A 17,437-nucleotide genomic window follows, 5' to 3' on the forward strand; every position below is an offset into this window, starting at 1 on the left:
GCGGTGCTGCTCGAAGTGCGGGATCTGCACGTGGAGTTCCGGACGCGGGACGGGGTGGCCCACGCCGTCAACGGGGTGAGTTACGAGGTGGATGCGGGGGAGACGCTGGCCGTGCTCGGGGAGTCGGGGTCGGGCAAGTCGGTGACCGCGCAGGCCGTGATGGGGATCCTCGACATGCCGCCCGGCAGGATCACCGGTGGACGGATCCTGTTCCGGGGGCAGGACCTGCTGAAGCTGAAGGAGGAGGAGCGGCGGAGGATCCGGGGCGCCGGGATGGCGATGATCTTCCAGGACGCGCTGTCGGCCCTCAACCCCGTGATCTCCGTGGGCGACCAGCTGGGCGAGATGTTCGTCGTGCACCGCGGGATGTCGAAGAAGGACGCGCGGGCCAGGGCCGTCGAGCTGATGGAGCGGGTGCGCATCCCGGGCGCCGCCCAGCGGGTGCGGGACTACCCGCACCAGTTCTCCGGCGGCATGCGCCAGCGCATCATGATCGCCATGGCGCTGGCCCTGGAGCCGGCGCTCGTCATCGCCGACGAACCCACCACCGCCCTCGACGTCACCGTGCAGGCCCAGGTCATGGACCTGCTCGCGGAGTTGCAGCGCGAGTACCGCATGGGGCTGATCCTGATCACCCACGATCTGGGGGTCGTGGCGGACGTGGCCGACCGGATCGCGGTGATGTACGCCGGGAAGATCGTCGAGTCCGCGCCCGTCCGCGACATCTACAAGGCGCCCGCCCACCCCTACACCCGCGGCCTGCTGGACTCCATCCCGCGTCTGGACCAGAAGGGCCAGGAACTGTACGCGATCAAGGGCCTGCCGCCGAACCTGATGGACATCCCGCCGGGCTGCTCCTTCCACCCGCGCTGTCCGATGGCGAGGGACGTCTGCCGCACCGACGAACCCCCGCTGTACGAGGTCTCCGGCACCCGCGGCAGCGCCTGCCACTTCTGGAGGGAGTGCCTCGGTGACTGAGCCGATCCTCGAAGTGACCGGGCTGGTCAAGCACTACCCCCTCACGCGGGGCGTCGTGTTCCGGAGGCAGGTCGGCGCGGTGAAGGCCGTCGACGGCGTCGACTTCACGCTCGGTACGGGGGAGACCCTCGGCATCGTCGGCGAGTCGGGCTGCGGCAAGTCGACGGTCGCCAAGATGCTCTGCAATCTGGAGCGCCCCACGGCCGGCAGCATCAGGTTCAAGGGCGAGGACATCACCAAGCTGTCCGGCAAGGCCCTCAAGGCGGTGCGCCGCAACATCCAGATGGTGTTCCAGGACCCGTACACCTCCCTCAACCCCCGGATGACGGTCGGCGACATCGTCGGCGAGCCGTACGACATCCACCCGGAGGCCGCGCCCAAGGCCGACCGCCGCCGCAGGGTCCAGGAACTGCTGGACGTGGTCGGCCTGAACCCGGAGTACATCAACCGCTACCCGCACCAGTTCTCCGGCGGCCAGCGCCAGCGCATCGGCATCGCACGGGGGCTGGCCCTGCGCCCGGAGGTGATCGTCGCCGACGAACCGGTGTCCGCGCTGGACGTCTCGGTACAGGCCCAGGTCGTCAACCTGCTGGACCGGCTCCAGTCGGAGTTCGCCCTGTCGTACGTCTTCATCGCGCACGACCTGTCGATCGTCCGGCACATCTCCGACCGGGTCGGCGTCATGTACCTGGGGCGGATCGTGGAGATCGGCCGGGACGCCGAGATCTACGACCACCCCACGCACCCCTACACCCAGGCGCTGCTCTCCGCGGTCCCGGTCCCCGACCCCCTGGCCCGCGAACGCCGCGAGCGGATCATCCTCACCGGGGACGTGCCGTCGCCGACGGACATCCCCTCCGGCTGCCGCTTCCGCACCCGCTGCTGGAAGGCGCAGGAACGCTGTGCCCGTGAGGTGCCCGCCCTCGCGGTCCCCGCTCATCTCCGGGGCGCCGCCGGCCCTGCCGCCCACGACTCGGCCTGTCACTTCGCGGAGGAACGGCGGGTGGTTCCGGCGGAGAGCGAGTACGGCGACGGGCCGGGATGACATGGTGCACCCCGGCCCGCTCACGGCACCCGCACGGCCGTACGCTGATCAGTCTCCCGCGTCCGTATATCGGTGCCGCTTCCATGAAGTTGCCTGCGTGTTAACGCAATGGGCGGTCATTTGCCCGCGTGCGGCAGCGAACGCCGAAGGAAATCCAGCTGCAGCCGCAGCAGGTTCTCCGCGACGGTCTCCTGCGGAGTCATGTGGGTCACTCCGGACAACGGCAGGACCTCGTGCGGGCGTCCCGCGGCGAGCAGGGCGGAGGACAGCCGCAGGGAGTGGGCGACGACCACATTGTCGTCCGCCAGCCCATGGATGATCATCATCGGGCGGTGCGGTTCGGCGGGGTCGACCAGACCCGCGTCGTCGATCACCGAGTTGCGGCGGTAGACCTCCGGCTGCTCGCCCGGAAGGCCGAGGTAGCGCTCCTGGTAGTGGGTGTCGTACAGCCGCAGATCGGTGACCGGGGCGCCCACGACCGCGGCGTGGAAGACGTCCGGGCGGCGCAGCACCGCCAGCGCGGCCAGGTAACCGCCGAAGGACCAGCCGCGGATCGCCACCCGGCCCAGGTCCAGCGGGAACTCCTCGGCGAGCGCGTGGAGGGCGTCCACCTGGTCCTCGAGCACGGTGGCCGCCACCTCGTTGCGGATCGACTTCTCCCAGGCCGGCGAGCGGCCGGGGGTCCCCCGGCCGTCGGCCACGACCACGGCGAAACCCTGGTCGGCGAACCACTGGGAGGTGAGGTGGGCGTTGTGCGCGGCGAGTACCCGCTGGCCGTGGGGGCCGCCGTAGGGGTCCAGGAGGACGGGCAGGGGAGTGTCACCGTGGTAGTCCCGTGGCATAAGTACGGCGCACGGAATTCGGCGTGCGCCCCCATGGGTGAGGGTCAACCGAGGGGACAAACCAGGATCTTCGGCGTACGACCGGACAGTCGCCGCTGGTTTTCCGTCACGCAGCACCTGGACCCGGGACCCCGGGCTGTCCGCCCTCGCGGACACCACCACCGTCACGTTGCCGGCCCGTACCGCCGCATGGACGCCGGGCTCCTGGGACACGCGCTCCACGCCCAGCTCGTTCACCCTGTACACATGGATCTCGCCGATTTCCGGCGCTTCCGCCTCCTCGCCCGCGGAGGCGGAAACGAGCACGTCGTCCGGACCCACGTCGAGCACCGCACGGATGTGCAACTGACCGCTGGTCAAGGGGCGTTCGCCGACCGTCAGCACCCGCGCACCCCCCTCGTCCGCGATCCGGACAAGTTGCCCGGACGGGCTCCAGCAGGGCACTCCAGCGAACAGTTCAAGCCAACTTGGATCTTCATCCGCGTGCACCATGCGCGTGGCCCCGGTGTCCGGGTCCACCGCAAGGAAGAGCTGGCTGCGCTGGTCCCGCGCCTGCACCAGCAACAGCGGCGCACCCGCCGCTGACCAGTGCACACGGGCCAGATACGGATAACGGGACCGGTCCCATGCGACCTCCGTGCGCTCCCCGTCCACCCCGAGGACGAACAGCCGGACGTCCGCGTTCGGAGTGCCGGCGGCGGGGTACCCGACGTTACTTGGCTCACGTCCGGGATGGGCCGGATCGGCGATCCACCACCGCCGCACCGGCGTGTCGTCCACGCGCGCCACGAGCAGCCGGCGCCCGTCCGGCGCCCACCAGAAGCCCCGCGAGCGCCCCATCTCCTCGGCCGCGACGAACTCCGCGAGCCCGTAGCCCACCCGCCCAGGTTCGTCCCCCGGCTCCGGTCCGGCGAGCACCCGGTCGTCCTCGCCCTCGGCGCCGACGACCCGCAGCGCGCCCTCGGCGACGTACGCGATGTGCCGGCCGTCGGGCGACGGACGCGGGTCGATCACCGGCCCCGGGACCCGGAGTTCACGCGTCGTGCCGGCCCGCAGCTCCGCCGTGAAAAGCCGACCTGACAAGGCAAAAGACGCCAGCTCCAGCGCCGCGTCGGTGGCATAGCCGACGATGCCGGCACCGCCCTCCCGGCTGCGCTCCCGGCGCGCCCGCTCCTCGGCCGAGAGCTCTTCGAGGGCTCCGCCGAGGAGGGCGCCCGGATCGGCCGCGAGGCGTTCCTCGCCCGCCGGGAGGTCCATCACCCACAGGGAGTTGGCCCGGTCGGTGCCGGAGCCGGAACGCAGGAACGCGACACGCGAACCGTCGGGGGCCACCGTGAACGCGCGCGGCGCGCCGAGGGTGAACCGCTGCGTCCGGGCGTGCCGACGGGGGAAGGAGTCAGACTCGGTCGTCATACCCCGACCATATTGGCCATGCGCCCCCTTGTGCGGCCGTGCGCCGCGCGATGCGCGAGTACGGATAGTTATGATCACTACCGCTGTGTGGGTATGAACCTGCTGGCGTCTGCATGGATTTGCTCAACTGATCTAGATCTGACGATCTTTGGAGGTGAGCCGCCGTGGCACTCTCGATTTCGGCGGTGGTGCTGCTGGCGATCATCGTCTTCCTGCTGATCAAGAAGTCGGGGCTGAAGGGCGGGCACGCGGTCATCTGCGTCCTGCTCGGCTTCTATCTCGCCTCCTCGACCGTCGCCCCCACGATCAGCGAGCTGACCACCAACGTCGCCAGCATGATCGGCAGCATCAAGTTCTGACCCGCGCTGCTGCTTCCGGCCGCGTGGCTCCGTAAGCGTTGCCGTCCGAGGTCGGGTGATCGCTGGGGGCGGCGGGTGGAGCCGAACGTCGGGTCAGTCTTGGGACGCGTACGACACGAAACGGGCCCAGGCCCTTGGCGTCAGCACGAGCCGAGGGCCCTCGACGTCCTTGGAGTCGCGTACGTGGATGGTGCCGGGGGCTATGGCGATCTCGACGCAGGAGTTGCCGTCGTTGCCACCGCTGTAGCTGCTCTTGAACCACGCCAGCTCGGACGCGTCCCCGGCAGTGGTCGTGCGGATCATGCTTCTCCCAGCAGTTGTTCGATCAAGGCCAGCGACTCCCACGGGGAGAGTGCCTGAGCCCGGATCGTGCCATACCGCAACTCAAGAATGCGGAGGTCTTTGGGTTCTGTGGTCGGCCGGCCGTTGGACGCGCCATCGGAGCGACCCACGGCCGTGCCGTCTGCGAACTTCAGCAGTTCGATCCGACCGTCCAGCCCGGAGTGGGTGTGGGTGTTCATCGGCATCACCTGAAGCACGACGTTGTGCAACCGCCCTACGTCCAGTAGACGTTCGAGCTGACGGCGCCAGACCATTGTGCCCCCGATGGGGCGCCGCAGGACTCCCTCTTCCAGGACGAAGCTGAGCGCTGGAGAAGGGGAGCGCTCGAAGATCGACTGCCGGGCCAGACGAGCGGACACCATGCGTTCCACATCGTCCGGCGAGTATGGCGGCTGCGCTGCTCCGATCACCGCTCGTGCGTGCTCTCGCGTCTGCAGCAACCCAGCGATGATGTGGCTCTCGTACACCCCGATCTCGACCGCCTTGGCCTCCAGCTCCGCCAGAGCCCGAACCTTCTTGGGATACCGGACCTTCTCCACATCCTCCTTCATCGCGGAGAGCAGCCCGCCCGCCCTCAACACCTTGTCGGCCTTGTCCAGATACTCGGGCCGGGGGATCCGCTTCCCGCCCTCGATCTTGTAGACCAGGTCCTCGCCGTAGCCGACGGCCTTGCCGAAGTCGCCGGCCCGCATCCCCACCGCCTCGCGGCGCAGCTTCAACTGCCGCCCCACGGTGGCGATCACGGCCACACCCCACTCGTCGTCCGGATCCACCTCCCAGCCCGGCTCGTCCGCCTCGGTCCTGAGCCGTACCGCCTCGCCGTCCACCGACATCCGCGCCCCTCCGCCGTATTGCCTGGTGCTCGCAGGCCCTGCCGTACGCCCGGTGCCGACAGTCCGGACACCACAGGACAAGCACCGGACAGTCACCGTACGCAACTGTGCAGTCACTCATCACGGTAAGCATCACCAGCCACTCTGAGTGACGTGAATCAGGAAATCGCCCAGGCCACGAGCCAACTCGACAGCGGCATCCCCAACTTCAGCGTCCTGCTGTCCTGCACTCCGCGCGGAGCCCGGCTCGCCCGGCTGCTCGCCGCCGACCAGCTCCGCGCCTGGGAACTCCCGCCGGACCCTGCCACGCACATCGTCGCCGAGCTGGCGGCGAACGCCGCCACCCACGGCCGTCTGCCCGGCCGCAGTTTCCGCCTCACGCTCTACGTGGTCGGCCGCACCCTGCGCATCGAAGTCACCGATACCCGCGGGGACCGGACGCCCGAGCTCCGCGTGCCGGACGCAGACGCCGAGTCCGGCCGTGGCCTGCTCCTCGTGGACGCCCTGGCCGACCGCTGGGACGTCGTCGAGGGCCGTTTCCGCGCAAGACCGTCTGGGCCGAACTGTGTCTTCCCGCACCGGAACCCACCCCCACGGGCTCCGGTGATGCCGGCGCCTGAGAAGCAAAGAACCGTGGGGAAAGAACCCCCACCGAACCCCACCCCTCCCGCCCGCGGCCCACGCTCACCCGGGCGGGTGAACATCTCCGGCTCGGCTGGATTCCGTGGCCCCCCGGCTGCCACATCCAGTCGTTGCCGAAGGGCGCCCGCGTCGACATCAAAAGCCTCGCCGCCCGCTTCCCCGAGGGAGCCACCCGCATCGCCGCAGCGCTGCGCGAACTGGAGACTCACGGCTACCTGCGCCGCGAACGGCACCGGATCCCCAGCGGCCGGATCATCACCCGCACGGTCTCCTGCAACCAGCCGGCGGCCCGGCGTCACGCCGGCAGGCCGGACTGCAACGACCGGGCCGCCACCCGAACGGCGGCACGGCCCAGCAGGCACGCACCCGCTCGCACCCGCAAACCGCTCCCTGTCGTGCCGCAGCCCGCTCACACCGCCCCGTCCCTCCTCCAGACGGCCACCGACCTCCTCGCCGACCTGCGGTGCCGCGACTCCCGGCTGTTCCTCTCCGCCCGCGACGCGGCCCACTTGGCTCCCGGCGTCGCCGCCTGGCTGGAGCGTGACGTCAGCCCCACCGCCGTACGACGCGCACTGACCGCCGACCTGCCGCCCGAGGGGCTGCACCGGCCCGCCGCCCTGCTGGCCCGCCGCCTCAGCGAGCTACTGCCGCCCCCGCCCCCGTTCCGTGAACCGGCCGCTCCACCGCCCGTACGGCACCCGTTCCAGACCTGCGACGGCTGTGACCGACCCTTCCGCGCCCCCGAGCCGGCCGGTGCCGTGACTGCCGCTGCGACACCAAGAAGGCCGCCTGGCATGAGAGCGACGACGGGTGAGAGGCGGCCACGACGCGACGGGCGGCAAGGCGGCGACCTCGTAGGGTGGTCCCATGACGGAACTGCCAGCCCGGCGTCTCCTCCTGGTGCACGCGCACCCGGACGACGAGTCGATCAACAACGGCGCCACCATGGCCAGGTACGCGGCCGAGGGCGTGCACGTGACCCTGGTCACCTGCACCCTCGGGGAGCGGGGCGAGGTCATCCCGCCGGAACTGCGGCACCTGACGGGGCCCGCCCTCGGCGCCCACCGGCGCGGGGAGCTGGCCGCCGCCGTGCGCGCGCTCGGTGTCAGCGACGCCCGCCTGCTCGGTGGCGCCGGCCGCTACGGCGACTCCGGAATGATGGGCATCCCGGACAATGCGGACCCGGGGTGCTTCTGGCAGGCCGACGTCGACGAGGCCGCCGGGCACCTGACCGAGGTGATCCTGGAGATCCGCCCCCAGGTGCTGGTGACCTACGACGACAACGGCGGCTACGGCCACCCGGACCACATCCAGGCCCATCGCGTCGCCATGCGCGCCGTCGACCTCGCGGCCGAACGCGGGCACCGGATCGCCAAGGTGTACTGGAACCGCGTCCCGCGGTCCGTCGCCGAGGCCGCCTTCGCCCGCCTCGAGGACGAGTTGTCCGCACTGCCGTTCGACAAGAGCGCGTCCGTGGCCGACGTGCCCGGTGTGGTGGCCGACGACCGGATCACCACCAGCGTCGACGGGACCGCCTTCGCCGCGGCCAAGGCCGCCGCGATGCGCGCCCACGTCACCCAGATCGAGGTGGCCGAGCCCTGCTTCGCGCTCTCCAACGAACTGGCACAGCCGCTGTTCACCACCGAGTACTACGAGTTGGTGCGCGGCGAGGCGCTGCCCGGCGAGAGCGATCTGTTCGCCGGGCTCGACCCGGAGGAGACGTCATGAGCAACACCGAACCCGGTCCGCTGCTCGCCCAGCCGCTGCAACGGCCCCCGGCGGGGCGCGCCGCCGCCTATGCCGGCCTCTTCCTGCTCGGAGCCGTCGTCGCCCTCGCCGGGGCCCTCGTCCAGGCCGCCTGGTTCCCCGGCGGGCTGCTGCTCGCCCTCGCGGGCGCGGCCGGGCTGTTCCTCGGCGGGTCCTACGTCATGGGCGGCCGGGGCGGGGCGGTCGCACCGGTGGTGGGCTGGATCGTCACCGTCATCCTGCTCACCACCTCGCGTCCCGAGGGTGACTTCCTCTTCGGCGCGGGACTCGGCTCCTATCTCTTCCTGCTCGGCGGTATGGCACTTGCTGTGATCTGCGCCACCATCGGTGCCGGGCGGCGACCCGGGGGCGGTCCCGCCCGACTTGGCAAGTGACGTACCACTTCGCCGTACGACGCACGTGCGAGTCCGGTGTGGGTTTCCTCGGCGGTCATGGGATAAGCGCCAGAGGCGGACAGTATGGTGGTGCGCGCCGCCGAGCCTCCCCCAAGCTCTCGACATCGCTCGAGTTGGGGGGACCCCCAGAGCAGTAAGGTCGTAAGGGCGGCGGAGCCAACTGGGAGAACCTGCCTTGAGTCGTGAAACTGACACTCCGTCCTCCGGGCCCAACGGGCGCGGCGGAGCCGCATACCCCTCCGGCACGCCGCCGTACGGGACCCCCATGGCTTCCGACGACGGTACGGGCGCGGGCCGTTCGGGCACGCGGCCCGAGGAGAAGAAGACCGAGACCACGCTGACGACCCGGATCCGGATCAACATCCCCGGCTCCCGGCCGATCCCGCCGGTCGTGGTGCGCAAGCCCGTCGCGGACGCCGACGGCGCCGGGGACGAGGCGCCCGCCGAGCCCCGGCCCGCGGCCGACCGGACCGCCACCGGCGGCCCCGAGCCCGTCGCCGAGCCCGCGGCCCAGGCCGAGGACAAGACCAGCGACTGGTTCGCGCCGCGCAAGTCCTCCGCCCCCAAGGGCGGTCCGAGTGGCGGCGGCACGAACGGGGCCGGAACCCCTGGCGGTTCCAGCTCCGCCTCCGGCGCGTCCGGCACCCGTCCGGGTGGTCCGGCAGCGTCCGGCGCGGCTGGTGCCACCGGCGCGCGCCCCAGTGGCGGCCGCCCCGGCGGTGTGGTCGGCTCCATGAGCGTCCCGGGCGCCTCCCGCTCCGGCGGCACGAACGGCAAGGGCCTGCCCGGCGCCACCGGCGGCCCCGTCGCCCCCGGACACGGCGGCGGCACCGGCTCCTTCGACGTGACCGAGGCGCTGGCCGCGGGCCCCCTGGGCGGCGGCTCCCGCCCCGGCGCGGCCGGCGGCGAACCGCGCCGCGACGACCTGCCGTACTTCTCGGAGAACGGCGGCCAGGAGGGCTTCGGCGGCTCCGACGCCCCGGGCCGGAACGGTTTCGCGGGGTCCGGCGCGTCCGGCCCGAGCGGCCCGGACGGCTTCGGCGGTACGGCGGGCACCAGCGGAGCGAACGGACACGGCGGCCTCGGCGGCCCCGGTGGTCCCAGCGGCTTCAACGGCCCGCAGGGTCCGGCCGGCCCCACCAGCGGCCCGGTCACCGGCGACGGCCCGCTCGTCCCGTCGGCCGGCGAACCCTTCGACGGCCTGCCCGGCACGGGAGGCTACGACCGTCCCGGCGGCCAGGCGCAGCGCAGCGCCCTCGCCGACCTGGACGGCCTGGCCGGTCCCGGCGGTCCGGGTGCCGCCCCGGGCGGCGCCGCCACCGGCCTCGGACCGGGCGGTGGGCTCAGCGACGACACCGCGATCCTCACTCCGCAGAAACCGGCCCCCGAACCGGGCACGCCCGGCTACCGCCCGGCCGACAACGTCTCCGGACACACCGTCACCAGCGGCATCCCGGTCGTTCCCGGCGCCGGCACCTCCCCGTTCGGCGGCGGCTCCGCCGACGGCCCGGCCGCGCAGACCCGCTCCAAGCCGGAGCCGGCACCCGCGTCCAAGGCGCAGGCCAAGCCGAAGAAGGGCCGCAGCAAGCTGGTGCTGCTGGGCGTCGGCGTGGTCGTCGTCGCGGGCGGTGCCTACTGCGCCGGACTGCTGATGAACCACACCGACGTGCCCAAGGGCACCACGGTCCTCGGCGTGGACATCGGCGGCGGCACCCGTGACGACGCCGTCAAGAAGCTCGACGACGCCTTCGGCAGCCGGGTGAACAAGCCGCTGAAGCTCTCCGTCGGCGGCAACACGGTCGCCCTCACCCCGGAGAACGCCGGCCTGCAGTTCGACTTCCAGGCCACCGTGAGCAAGGCCGCGACCAGCGACTACAACCCGGTCCACGTCATCGGCTCGCTCTTCGGGCAGAAGCGCGTGATCGAGCCCGAGATGCCGGTGGACGAGGAGAAGCTGCAGGCCGCGCTCCAGCAGGCCGGCGGCGGATCCGGCTCGGTCGTCGAGGGCGGCATCGACTTCAAGCCGGGCCGGGCGGTCGCCGTCTACGGCAAGGCGGGCAAGGCCATCGACGCCGGCCAGTCGACCCAGGCGGTCGAACAGGCCTACCGAGCCCTCGTGGAGACGGACACGGCGACCCCGGTCACCGTCCCGACGACCACCAAACAGCCGACGGTGTCGAACGCGGCGGTCGACCAGGAGATGAAGCTGTTCGCGAAGCCGGCGATGTCGGCCAAGGTGACGGTGTCGGCGGGCGCGGGGCACGTCGTGCTGATGAGCCCGGAGAAATCGCTCTGGAAGTTCCTCAAGGTGGTGCCCACCGCGGACGGCAAGCTGGTCGACAAGCCCGACCTGAACGCCCTGAAGCAGCTGTACGGCAAGACCTTCGACGGCGTGCTCATCACCCGCGGCAACGGCAGCAAGACGCCCGTCACCCCGCAGGACGTCTACGTCGCCCTGCGCCAGGCCCTGATCAGCACGACCAACCGGGTGGCGGTCATTTCGACCAACCCCCGTTAGCGCGGTGACACGACGGGGGCGCCCACCGGACACCGGGCGCCCCCGGCGGCGTACCGTCACCCGAACCGCATGACATCTGTCATCCGGCACTCAGGACCCCCGACACTCCCTGCACCGGGCCCGCGCCGGGAGTATGAATGCCATGACGACAACTGCGGCACCGGCCACCACCACCCCGGTGGTCGGCTTCGACCAGGTGACCAAGACGTACGGGAGCGTGCGGGCCGTCGACGGGCTCTCGCTCCGGCTTTACCCCGGCGAGACCGTCGCCCTGCTCGGCCCGAACGGGGCCGGCAAGTCCACCACCCTCGACCTGCTCCTCGGCCTCAAGCACCCCGACAGCGGCACGGTCAGCCTGTTCGGCGGGACCCCCCGCGAGGCGATCGTCGCCGGGCGCGTCGGAGCCATGCTGCAGAGCGGCGGCCTGATGGACGAGGTCACCGTCGAGGAACTGGTCAAGCTGAGCTGCTCGCTGCACCCGAAGCCGTACAAGGCGGCGGACGTCATGGCCCGCTCCGGGATCACGCAGATCGCCGACCGCAAGGTCAACAAGCTCTCCGGCGGTCAGGCCCAGCGCGTCCGCTTCGCCCTCGCCACCGCCGGCGACAGCGACCTGATCCTCCTGGACGAGCCGACCACCGGCATGGACGTCTCCGCCCGCCAGGCCTTCTGGGCCACCATGCGCGAGCAGGCCGACCAGGGCCGCACCGTCCTCTTCGCCACCCACTACCTCGAAGAGGCCGACGCCATCGCCGACCGGGTCCTGGTGCTGCACCGCGGCCGGCTCCTCGCCGACGGCACCGCCGCCGAGATCAAGGCCAAGGCGGGCGCCCGCAGGGTCGCCTTCGACCTGGAGGGCGAGATCGACGAGGACGCACTGCGCGCCCTGCCGTTCCTCACCTCGATCGATGTGTCGGGCCAGACCGTCCGCATCCAGTCCTCCGACGCCGACGCCACCGTCCACGCCCTGTACGGCCTCGGTGTCTACCCCCGCAACCTCGAAGTCGCCGGCCTCGGTCTGGAGCAGGCCTTCGTCGCCATCACGGAGGCCGAGGAGGCCAAGCAGTCATGAACGCCCTGATCAAGCTCGAACTGGCCCGCGCCCTGCGCAACAAGAAGTTCCTGTTCTTCTCGGTGCTGTACCCCGCGATCCTCTTCCTCATCTTCTCCAGCAGCTCGGGTTCCACGTCGAAGGTCGACGGCACCGGCCTGACCGTCGCCACCTACCTCATGGTCTCCATGGCCTCGTTCGGCGCGCTGACCGCCGTGCTGATGGGCAACAGCGAGCGCATCGCCAAGGAACGCGAGAGCGGCTGGGTACGGCAACTGCGCCTGACCCCGCTGCCCGGGCGCGGCTACGTCCTCGCCAAGACCGCCAGCGCCGCCGTGGTGAGCCTGCCGTCGATCGTCGTGGTGTTCCTCGCCGCCGCAGTGATCAAGCACGTCCACCTGGACGCCTGGCAGTGGCTCGCCCTCACCGGCGTCATCTGGGCCGGCAGCCTGGTCTTCGCCGCGCTCGGCGTCGCCATCGGCTACGTCGCCTCCGGTGACGCGGTACGCCCGATCACGATGATCATCTACTTCGGCCTGTCGATCCTCGGCGGCCTGTGGATGCCGTCCACCACCTTCCCGAAGGTGCTGCAGGACATCGCGAAGTGGCTGCCCACGCACGCGTACGCTGCTCTGGGGCGGGCGATCGAGCAGAGCCAGGCCCCGCGCACGACGGACATCGCCATCCTCGCCGGCTACTTCGTCCTCTTCGCGGGCGGCGCGGCCTGGCTGTACCGGAAGGACACGCTGAAGGCGTGAGCACGATGACGGAAGACCCGCAGACCGGTGAGGTGCGGCCGGAGCCCCAGGTGCGGATCGGCCAGGGCCCCCGCAACCCGCGCGAGCTCATGATCAAGGTGCTGTGGATCGGCGTCTGGCTGATCTTCCTCAGCGGCCCGGTCGAGGACCTGACCTCCGGCCACCACACCACGGCCGGCACGGTCGGCGGCGCGCTCGGCCTCGCCGCCTTCATCACGGCCTACCTGACGCTGGTCTTCCGGAACATCGGCCGGCCCTTCAGTCCCCGAGTCGTCATCTCGCTGTTGGCCGTCCTCGCCGTCCTCGCCCCCCTGCTGACGTACGGCCTCGGCCGCGCATGGCTCGGCCTGTTCGTCTACCTGTCCGTCGCCTGCGGGGCGACCCTGCCGGTCCGGGCCGCTTTCTGGGCGATCCCCGCGGTGACCGTGACGATGTACCTCGTCGGACTGCGCTGGCACGAGAAGGTGGACGAGACCCTGCTCCTCGTCCCGCTGATCGGATTCGCGATGGTCGGTGTCGGGCAACTGATCCGTACGACGGTCGAGTTGCGCAAGGCGAGGGCCACCGTCGCCCACCTCGCCGCCAACGAGGAGCGGCTGCGCCTCGCCCGCGACCTGCACGACCTGCTCGGCCACTCGCTCTCCCTGATCACGCTGAAGAGCGAGTTGGCCGGCCGCATGCTGCCCGACCACCCCGGCAAGGCGGCCCAGCAGGTCGCCGACATCGAACAGGTCAGCCGGCAGGCCCTGGTCGACGTCCGCGAGGCCGTCACCGGCTACCGGCGCCCCCGGATCGCGGCTGAACTCGCCGGCACCCAGGTCGCCCTGACCGCCGCCGGTGTCACCGCCGAGGTCCCCGCCGAACCCGACCTCGCCGGTGTCCCCGAGGAGTCCGAGTCCGCGCTCGCCTGGGCGCTGCGCGAGGCGGTCACCAACGTCGTCCGGCACAGCGGCGCCGACCGCTGCGTCGTGGGGCTCGTGCGCCGTCAGACCCTGGAGGGCCCGATGCTCGAACTCTCCGTCGAGGACAACGGATCCGGCGGCACCGGCAGCGTCCCGGGCAACGGTCTCACCGGTCTCACCGAGCGGCTGGAGAAGGCCGGCGGCACGCTGGAGGCGGGCCGGGTCAAGCACGGCTTCCGGCTGGTCGCCCGCGTGCCCGCGCCGCCCCGGGGAGACGTAGTATCCGGGGCATGACGAGCACGATCAAGGTCCTCCTCGCCGAGGACCAGTCGATGGTCCGCGAGGCCCTGGCCGCACTGCTCGGCCTGGAGGAGGACATCGAGGTCGTCGCCCAGGTCGCGCGCGGTGACCAGGTACTGGCGGCCGTCGGCGTGCACGGCGTGGACGTGGCGCTGCTCGACATCGAGATGCCCGGCTGCACCGGCATCGAGGCGGCCGCCCAGGTCCGACAGGAGTTTCCGCAGGTCAAGCTGGTCGTCCTGACCACCTTCGGGCGCCCCGGCTATCTGCGCAGCGCCATGGAGGCGGGTGCCGACGCCTTCCTCGTCAAGGACGCCCCGGCCGCCCAGCTCGCCGAGGCGATCCGCAAGGTGCTCTCCGGCGAACGGGTCATCGACCCCACGCTCGCCGCCGCCGCGCTCGCCGAGGGGGCCAACCCGCTCACCGATCGCGAACGCGAGGTGCTCCGCGCGGCGGCCGACGGCTCCACCAACGCCGAACTGGCCAAGGCCCTCCACCTCTCCCAGGGCACGGTCCGCAACTACCTCTCCACGGCCATCCAGAAACTGGCGGTACGCAACCGGGCGGAGGCGGTGCGGACGGCGCGGGAGAAGGGGTGGCTCTGACGACCCGGCCCGGCCCACGGCTCAGTTGAGCATCGCCCGCGCGGTGTGCGCCTGTTGCCGCACCTTCTGCGCGGCCGGCTCGTCGACGACCTCGATCAGGTCGGCGTAGTGCTCCAGCTCCTTGGCGCCCGAGGTGAACTCCCCGCGCTGCACCAGGAGTTGACCCTTCTCGTAGCGGAGCCGCGCCGGATGCGCGGGCACCAGCAGCGCCAGCTCCACGGCCCGCAGCGCCACGTCCGACCGCTCGGGCCGGGACGTGGCCCACGCGCGGATGTTGTTCAGGATCCGCTGGACGACCTCCAGCGGCGCCGCGGGCTCCAGCATCGAGGCGTCCAGCGGCGCTCCCGTGGCCCCCACCACGAGCATCTCCGCATCGGCACCGGTCAGCAGCCGCCCTCCGTCGAACGGATCGGCCAGCACCTGCTCCGCCGCCGCGCCGAAGCCCACCACGAAGTGCCCCGGCAGCGCGACCCCGTACACGGGGGCCCCGGCCCGCCGGGCGACCTCCAGCCACACCACGGACAGCAGGATCGGCAGCCCGCGCCGCCGGCGCAGCACCTCGTGCAGCAGCGAGGACTCCAGCCGCTGGTACTCGCCGGGCGTCCCACGGAAGTCGTAGCGTGCCCCGAGCAGCTGCTGCACGGCCTGCGCCCACGCGAGCGGCCCGCCCGGCCGGTACGGCAGCTCGCCCGCGAGCCGGTCCAGCTCCAGCTGCGCGGCATCGATCCCGGCCTCGTCCAGCGAGCCGTCCGCCTCGGCGCCGATCAGCAGGCACAGCGCCGACAGATCCGGCCGCTCGGACCGGGCCTCCTCGGCGAACCTCCGGCGCAGCTCGGCCGACCGCTCCGGCCCGGGCGGATACGGCGGCGGGAGATACGGGTGACGCATGCCTGGCTCATGCCCTTCCACGACGGTTCTACCACCGACCCTCACCGACGGACCTGCGCCGGCTGCCGATGGGCCCGGCCGTGCGGTTCCGGCCGCCCGGCACGCCCGTTGCCCCGTGTGCGGAGCCGTCGGCTTGCGTCGGGCGGCGGGGGGTCCTGGGGGTGTGGGGCGCCCGGTGCGGGCCGTCGACGGGTTCGGTGGTGTGGCCGTGGGCGTCCGGTATGTCTGTGGCGTGATGGGGGGTTTCGTTGGTATTTGCATGGGTTTTGGCGTTGGTTCCGGCCGGCCGGCGGAGGGTCTTCGCGGTGCGGAGTGTCCGGTGCCGGCCGTCCGTGGGTTCGGTGGTGCGGCTCCGGCCGCCCGCCATGCCCGTGGGCCGGTGCGGGCCGTCGGCCGCTCGCGGCGCCCGGTCCGCGTCCGGGGACTCGTCCGCCGCGCAGTCCTCTCCGTGGGACCGGGCCGTGGCCGCCGGATCGGCCGGGTGTCCCCCTCCCGCCTGGTGACGGCCCGCGGGCTCGTCCGTCGTGCGGGCCGCCGGGTCGGCGTGCTGTGTGGCGGCCGTCGGGCCGGTGTGGTGTTCGTCTGCTGTCCGGTGACGGTCTTCGGGCTCGTCCGTCGCCCCGGCCCGGTCGCCGTACTCCGTCCGGCCCGCCGGGCCGGCCCGGCGGCCCTCCGGTGCGCGGTAATGGTGGTACGCGTGGTGCGGTGCGAAGCCCAGCGCGGCGTAGAGCGCGCGGGCACCCTCGTTGTCGGTCTCGACCTGCAGCCAGGCCGCCGACGCGCCCTCGTCCAGCGCCCGGCGGGCCAACGCGGCCATCACCTCGGCGGCGAGCCCCTGGCGGCGCCGCGCGGGATCCACCTCGATCGCGGCGAACCCGGCCCAGCGCCCGTCCACGACACACCGCCCGATGGCCGCCGGAGGCTCGCCCTCGTCACCGGGCACGGTCGCGAACCAGACCGACGGACCCCCGCCGAGCACCCGCAGGGCCACCTCGCCCACCCCTTTGCGCTGGTACCGGGCGAGCCACGCTCCGTCCGGCTGCCGGGACAGCGCCACACCGGCGCCCTCCGCCCGGTCCGCGACCGGCGCGAGCGCGCCGGTCCACACCTCGGCGGTCACCTCCCGCACCCAGCCGCGCCGCTCCAGCTCCGCGCACAGCAGTTCCTGCGTACCCTCGGCGCCGGTGGCCGTCTGCACGTAGGCGGGCAGGCCACGCTCGCCGTACCAGCGCCGTACGGCCGCGAGGGCCGCGTCGAGCGGAAGGCCGGGCTCGCCGAGCGGCAGCACGCTGTTGGCCCGCCGGGTGAACCCGCCGGCCGCCCGCAGCTCCCACTCGCCGAGCCGCTCCGTCTCCAGCGGACGCCAGCCGCGCGCGGCGACACGCGCGAGTTCCTGGTACGACACGGCGGGTCCCCGGCGGCGCGCCGGGGCGGCCGGTACGACCTTGCCCGCGACCAGGGCAGACTCGGCGATCCGAACACTCCGCCCATCCCGCCGTGTGATCATGAGCACGCCCTCGTCCCATGATGTGAGAACACCCACCGTGTCGGTGAACTTCTCCGCCGCCGCGCCCGGTTCGCTCAACCGCCGTACGGATACCCGTTTTCCCACGTCAGCAGGGGTGATGCGGACTTCCAGGTGTCCTGTCGCCGAGATTTCCACTGGTCAGTTCACCCCTCCTGTTCGGATCATGCTCCGGAACGGAGATACTAGGGGCGGGCATCGACGACGCCGCGCTCCCGCGCGCCAGGCGGCGGAGCCTGAGGAGGCCCGCCAGCGCCCTATCGAGGAGGAACGA

The 17,437-nt window shown here is 72.1% G+C and carries 14 protein-coding genes and 3 pseudogenes; 12 read left to right on the top strand and 5 right to left on the bottom strand.

Going from position 1 to position 17,437, the window contains the following annotated elements; translation table 11 throughout:
• Positions 1–3: 3 nt before the first annotated feature.
• Together ABZ919_RS08160 and ABZ919_RS08165 are read left to right on the top strand one after the other, a co-directional pair.
• Positions 4–978: an ABC transporter ATP-binding protein gene (locus ABZ919_RS08160; RefSeq protein ID WP_361244023.1), complete on the top strand. Its 975-nt coding sequence runs from the start codon at positions 4–6 to the stop codon at positions 976–978.
• Positions 971–2,023 (top strand): dipeptide ABC transporter ATP-binding protein, encoded by a 1,053-nt coding sequence (locus ABZ919_RS08165; RefSeq protein ID WP_361244025.1) that lies wholly within the window; start codon positions 971–973, stop codon positions 2,021–2,023. The genes ABZ919_RS08160 and ABZ919_RS08165 overlap by 8 nt, the downstream gene beginning before the upstream one ends.
• Before the next feature lie 116 nt (positions 2,024–2,139).
• On the opposite strand, the gene ABZ919_RS08170 is transcribed toward ABZ919_RS08165, so the two are convergent.
• Positions 2,140–4,278: a prolyl oligopeptidase family serine peptidase gene (locus ABZ919_RS08170; RefSeq protein WP_361244027.1), complete on the bottom strand. Its 2,139-nt coding sequence runs from the start codon at positions 4,276–4,278 to the stop codon at positions 2,140–2,142.
• Between the two features lie 164 nt (positions 4,279–4,442).
• Here ABZ919_RS08170 and ABZ919_RS08175 point away from each other — a divergent pair, with 164 nt between their 5' ends.
• Positions 4,443–4,637, top strand: coding sequence for a hypothetical protein (locus ABZ919_RS08175; RefSeq protein ID WP_031163587.1), 195 nt, complete (start codon positions 4,443–4,445; stop codon positions 4,635–4,637).
• Between the two features lie 93 nt (positions 4,638–4,730).
• Here the strand turns inward: ABZ919_RS08175 and ABZ919_RS08180 are convergent, their stop codons facing one another.
• Positions 4,731–4,940: a DUF397 domain-containing protein gene (locus ABZ919_RS08180; RefSeq protein ID WP_361244029.1), complete on the bottom strand. Its 210-nt coding sequence runs from the start codon at positions 4,938–4,940 to the stop codon at positions 4,731–4,733.
• Positions 4,937–5,812, bottom strand: coding sequence for a helix-turn-helix transcriptional regulator (locus ABZ919_RS08185; protein WP_361244030.1), 876 nt, complete (start codon positions 5,810–5,812; stop codon positions 4,937–4,939). The genes ABZ919_RS08180 and ABZ919_RS08185 overlap by 4 nt, the downstream gene beginning before the upstream one ends.
• A gap of 198 nt (positions 5,813–6,010) precedes the next feature.
• Between ABZ919_RS08185 and ABZ919_RS08190 the strand changes: the two are divergent.
• The 9 genes and pseudogenes from ABZ919_RS08190 (at position 6,011) to ABZ919_RS08230 (ending at position 14,750) form a co-directional block, all read left to right on the top strand.
• Positions 6,011–6,432 (top strand): annotated as a pseudogene (locus tag ABZ919_RS08190) (ATP-binding protein).
• Between the two features lie 99 nt (positions 6,433–6,531).
• Positions 6,532–7,268, top strand: a pseudogene (locus ABZ919_RS08195) (helix-turn-helix domain-containing protein).
• Positions 7,269–7,321: 53 nt separating this feature from the next.
• A complete protein-coding gene (gene mshB / locus ABZ919_RS08200) occupies positions 7,322–8,182 on the top strand; it encodes an N-acetyl-1-D-myo-inositol-2-amino-2-deoxy-alpha-D-glucopyranoside deacetylase (RefSeq protein ID WP_361244032.1) in 861 nt (286 codons plus the stop codon).
• Positions 8,179–8,595, top strand: coding sequence for a DUF6113 family protein (locus ABZ919_RS08205; protein WP_361244035.1), 417 nt, complete (start codon positions 8,179–8,181; stop codon positions 8,593–8,595). Before mshB ends, ABZ919_RS08205 begins: the two co-directional genes overlap by 4 nt.
• A 196-nt stretch (positions 8,596–8,791) precedes the next feature.
• A complete protein-coding gene (locus ABZ919_RS08210; RefSeq protein WP_361244036.1) occupies positions 8,792–11,134 on the top strand; it encodes a hypothetical protein in 2,343 nt (780 codons plus the stop codon).
• A gap of 142 nt (positions 11,135–11,276) precedes the next feature.
• On the top strand, positions 11,277–12,206 hold the full coding sequence (locus ABZ919_RS08215) for an ABC transporter ATP-binding protein (RefSeq protein ID WP_361244038.1): 930 nt from the start codon (positions 11,277–11,279) through the stop codon (positions 12,204–12,206).
• Positions 12,203–12,943, top strand: a complete 741-nt coding sequence (locus ABZ919_RS08220; RefSeq protein WP_361244040.1) for an ABC transporter permease — start codon at positions 12,203–12,205, stop codon at positions 12,941–12,943. Before ABZ919_RS08215 ends, ABZ919_RS08220 begins: the two co-directional genes overlap by 4 nt.
• Before the next feature lie 5 nt (positions 12,944–12,948).
• Positions 12,949–14,139: a sensor histidine kinase gene (locus tag ABZ919_RS08225; RefSeq protein WP_361244107.1), complete on the top strand. Its 1,191-nt coding sequence runs from the start codon at positions 12,949–12,951 to the stop codon at positions 14,137–14,139.
• Positions 14,136–14,750 carry a response regulator transcription factor gene (locus ABZ919_RS08230; protein ID WP_361244042.1) on the top strand — a complete coding sequence of 205 codons (615 nt, stop codon included), beginning with the start codon at positions 14,136–14,138 and terminating at the stop codon, positions 14,748–14,750. The genes ABZ919_RS08225 and ABZ919_RS08230 overlap by 4 nt, the downstream gene beginning before the upstream one ends.
• Positions 14,751–14,771: 21 nt before the next feature.
• Here ABZ919_RS08230 and ABZ919_RS08235 read toward each other — a convergent pair whose 3' ends face one another.
• On the bottom strand, positions 14,772–15,638 hold the full coding sequence (locus tag ABZ919_RS08235) for a transglutaminase-like domain-containing protein (RefSeq protein ID WP_361244043.1): 867 nt from the start codon (positions 15,636–15,638) through the stop codon (positions 14,772–14,774).
• A 670-nt stretch (positions 15,639–16,308) separates the two neighbouring features.
• Positions 16,309–17,301 (bottom strand): annotated as a pseudogene (locus tag ABZ919_RS08240) (GNAT family N-acetyltransferase); the annotation flags it as partial.
• Positions 17,302–17,437 lie beyond the last annotated feature (136 nt).

The sequence above is a fragment of the Streptomyces sp. NPDC046759 genome, assembly GCF_040645475.1.
Lineage (GTDB): Bacteria > Actinomycetota > Actinomycetes > Streptomycetales > Streptomycetaceae > Streptomyces.

What these genes read in the sequence shown, in the direction of transcription:
- ABZ919_RS08235 (WP_361244043.1), bottom strand. Translation starts at nt 15,638, where the DNA reads ATGCGTCACCCGTATCTCCCGCCGCCGTATCCGCCCGGGCCGGAGCGG.
- ABZ919_RS08225 (WP_361244107.1), top strand. Translation starts at nt 12,949, where the DNA reads ATGACGGAAGACCCGCAGACCGGTGAGGTGCGGCCGGAGCCCCAGGTG.
- mshB (WP_361244032.1), top strand. Translation starts at nt 7,322, where the DNA reads ATGACGGAACTGCCAGCCCGGCGTCTCCTCCTGGTGCACGCGCACCCG.
- ABZ919_RS08230 (WP_361244042.1), top strand. Translation starts at nt 14,136, where the DNA reads ATGACGAGCACGATCAAGGTCCTCCTCGCCGAGGACCAGTCGATGGTC.
- ABZ919_RS08170 (WP_361244027.1), bottom strand. Translation starts at nt 4,278, where the DNA reads ATGACGACCGAGTCTGACTCCTTCCCCCGTCGGCACGCCCGGACGCAG.
- ABZ919_RS08215 (WP_361244038.1), top strand. Translation starts at nt 11,277, where the DNA reads ATGACGACAACTGCGGCACCGGCCACCACCACCCCGGTGGTCGGCTTC.
- ABZ919_RS08185 (WP_361244030.1), bottom strand. Translation starts at nt 5,812, where the DNA reads ATGTCGGTGGACGGCGAGGCGGTACGGCTCAGGACCGAGGCGGACGAG.
- ABZ919_RS08205 (WP_361244035.1), top strand. Translation starts at nt 8,179, where the DNA reads ATGAGCAACACCGAACCCGGTCCGCTGCTCGCCCAGCCGCTGCAACGG.
- ABZ919_RS08180 (WP_361244029.1), bottom strand. Translation starts at nt 4,940, where the DNA reads ATGATCCGCACGACCACTGCCGGGGACGCGTCCGAGCTGGCGTGGTTC.
- ABZ919_RS08220 (WP_361244040.1), top strand. Translation starts at nt 12,203, where the DNA reads ATGAACGCCCTGATCAAGCTCGAACTGGCCCGCGCCCTGCGCAACAAG.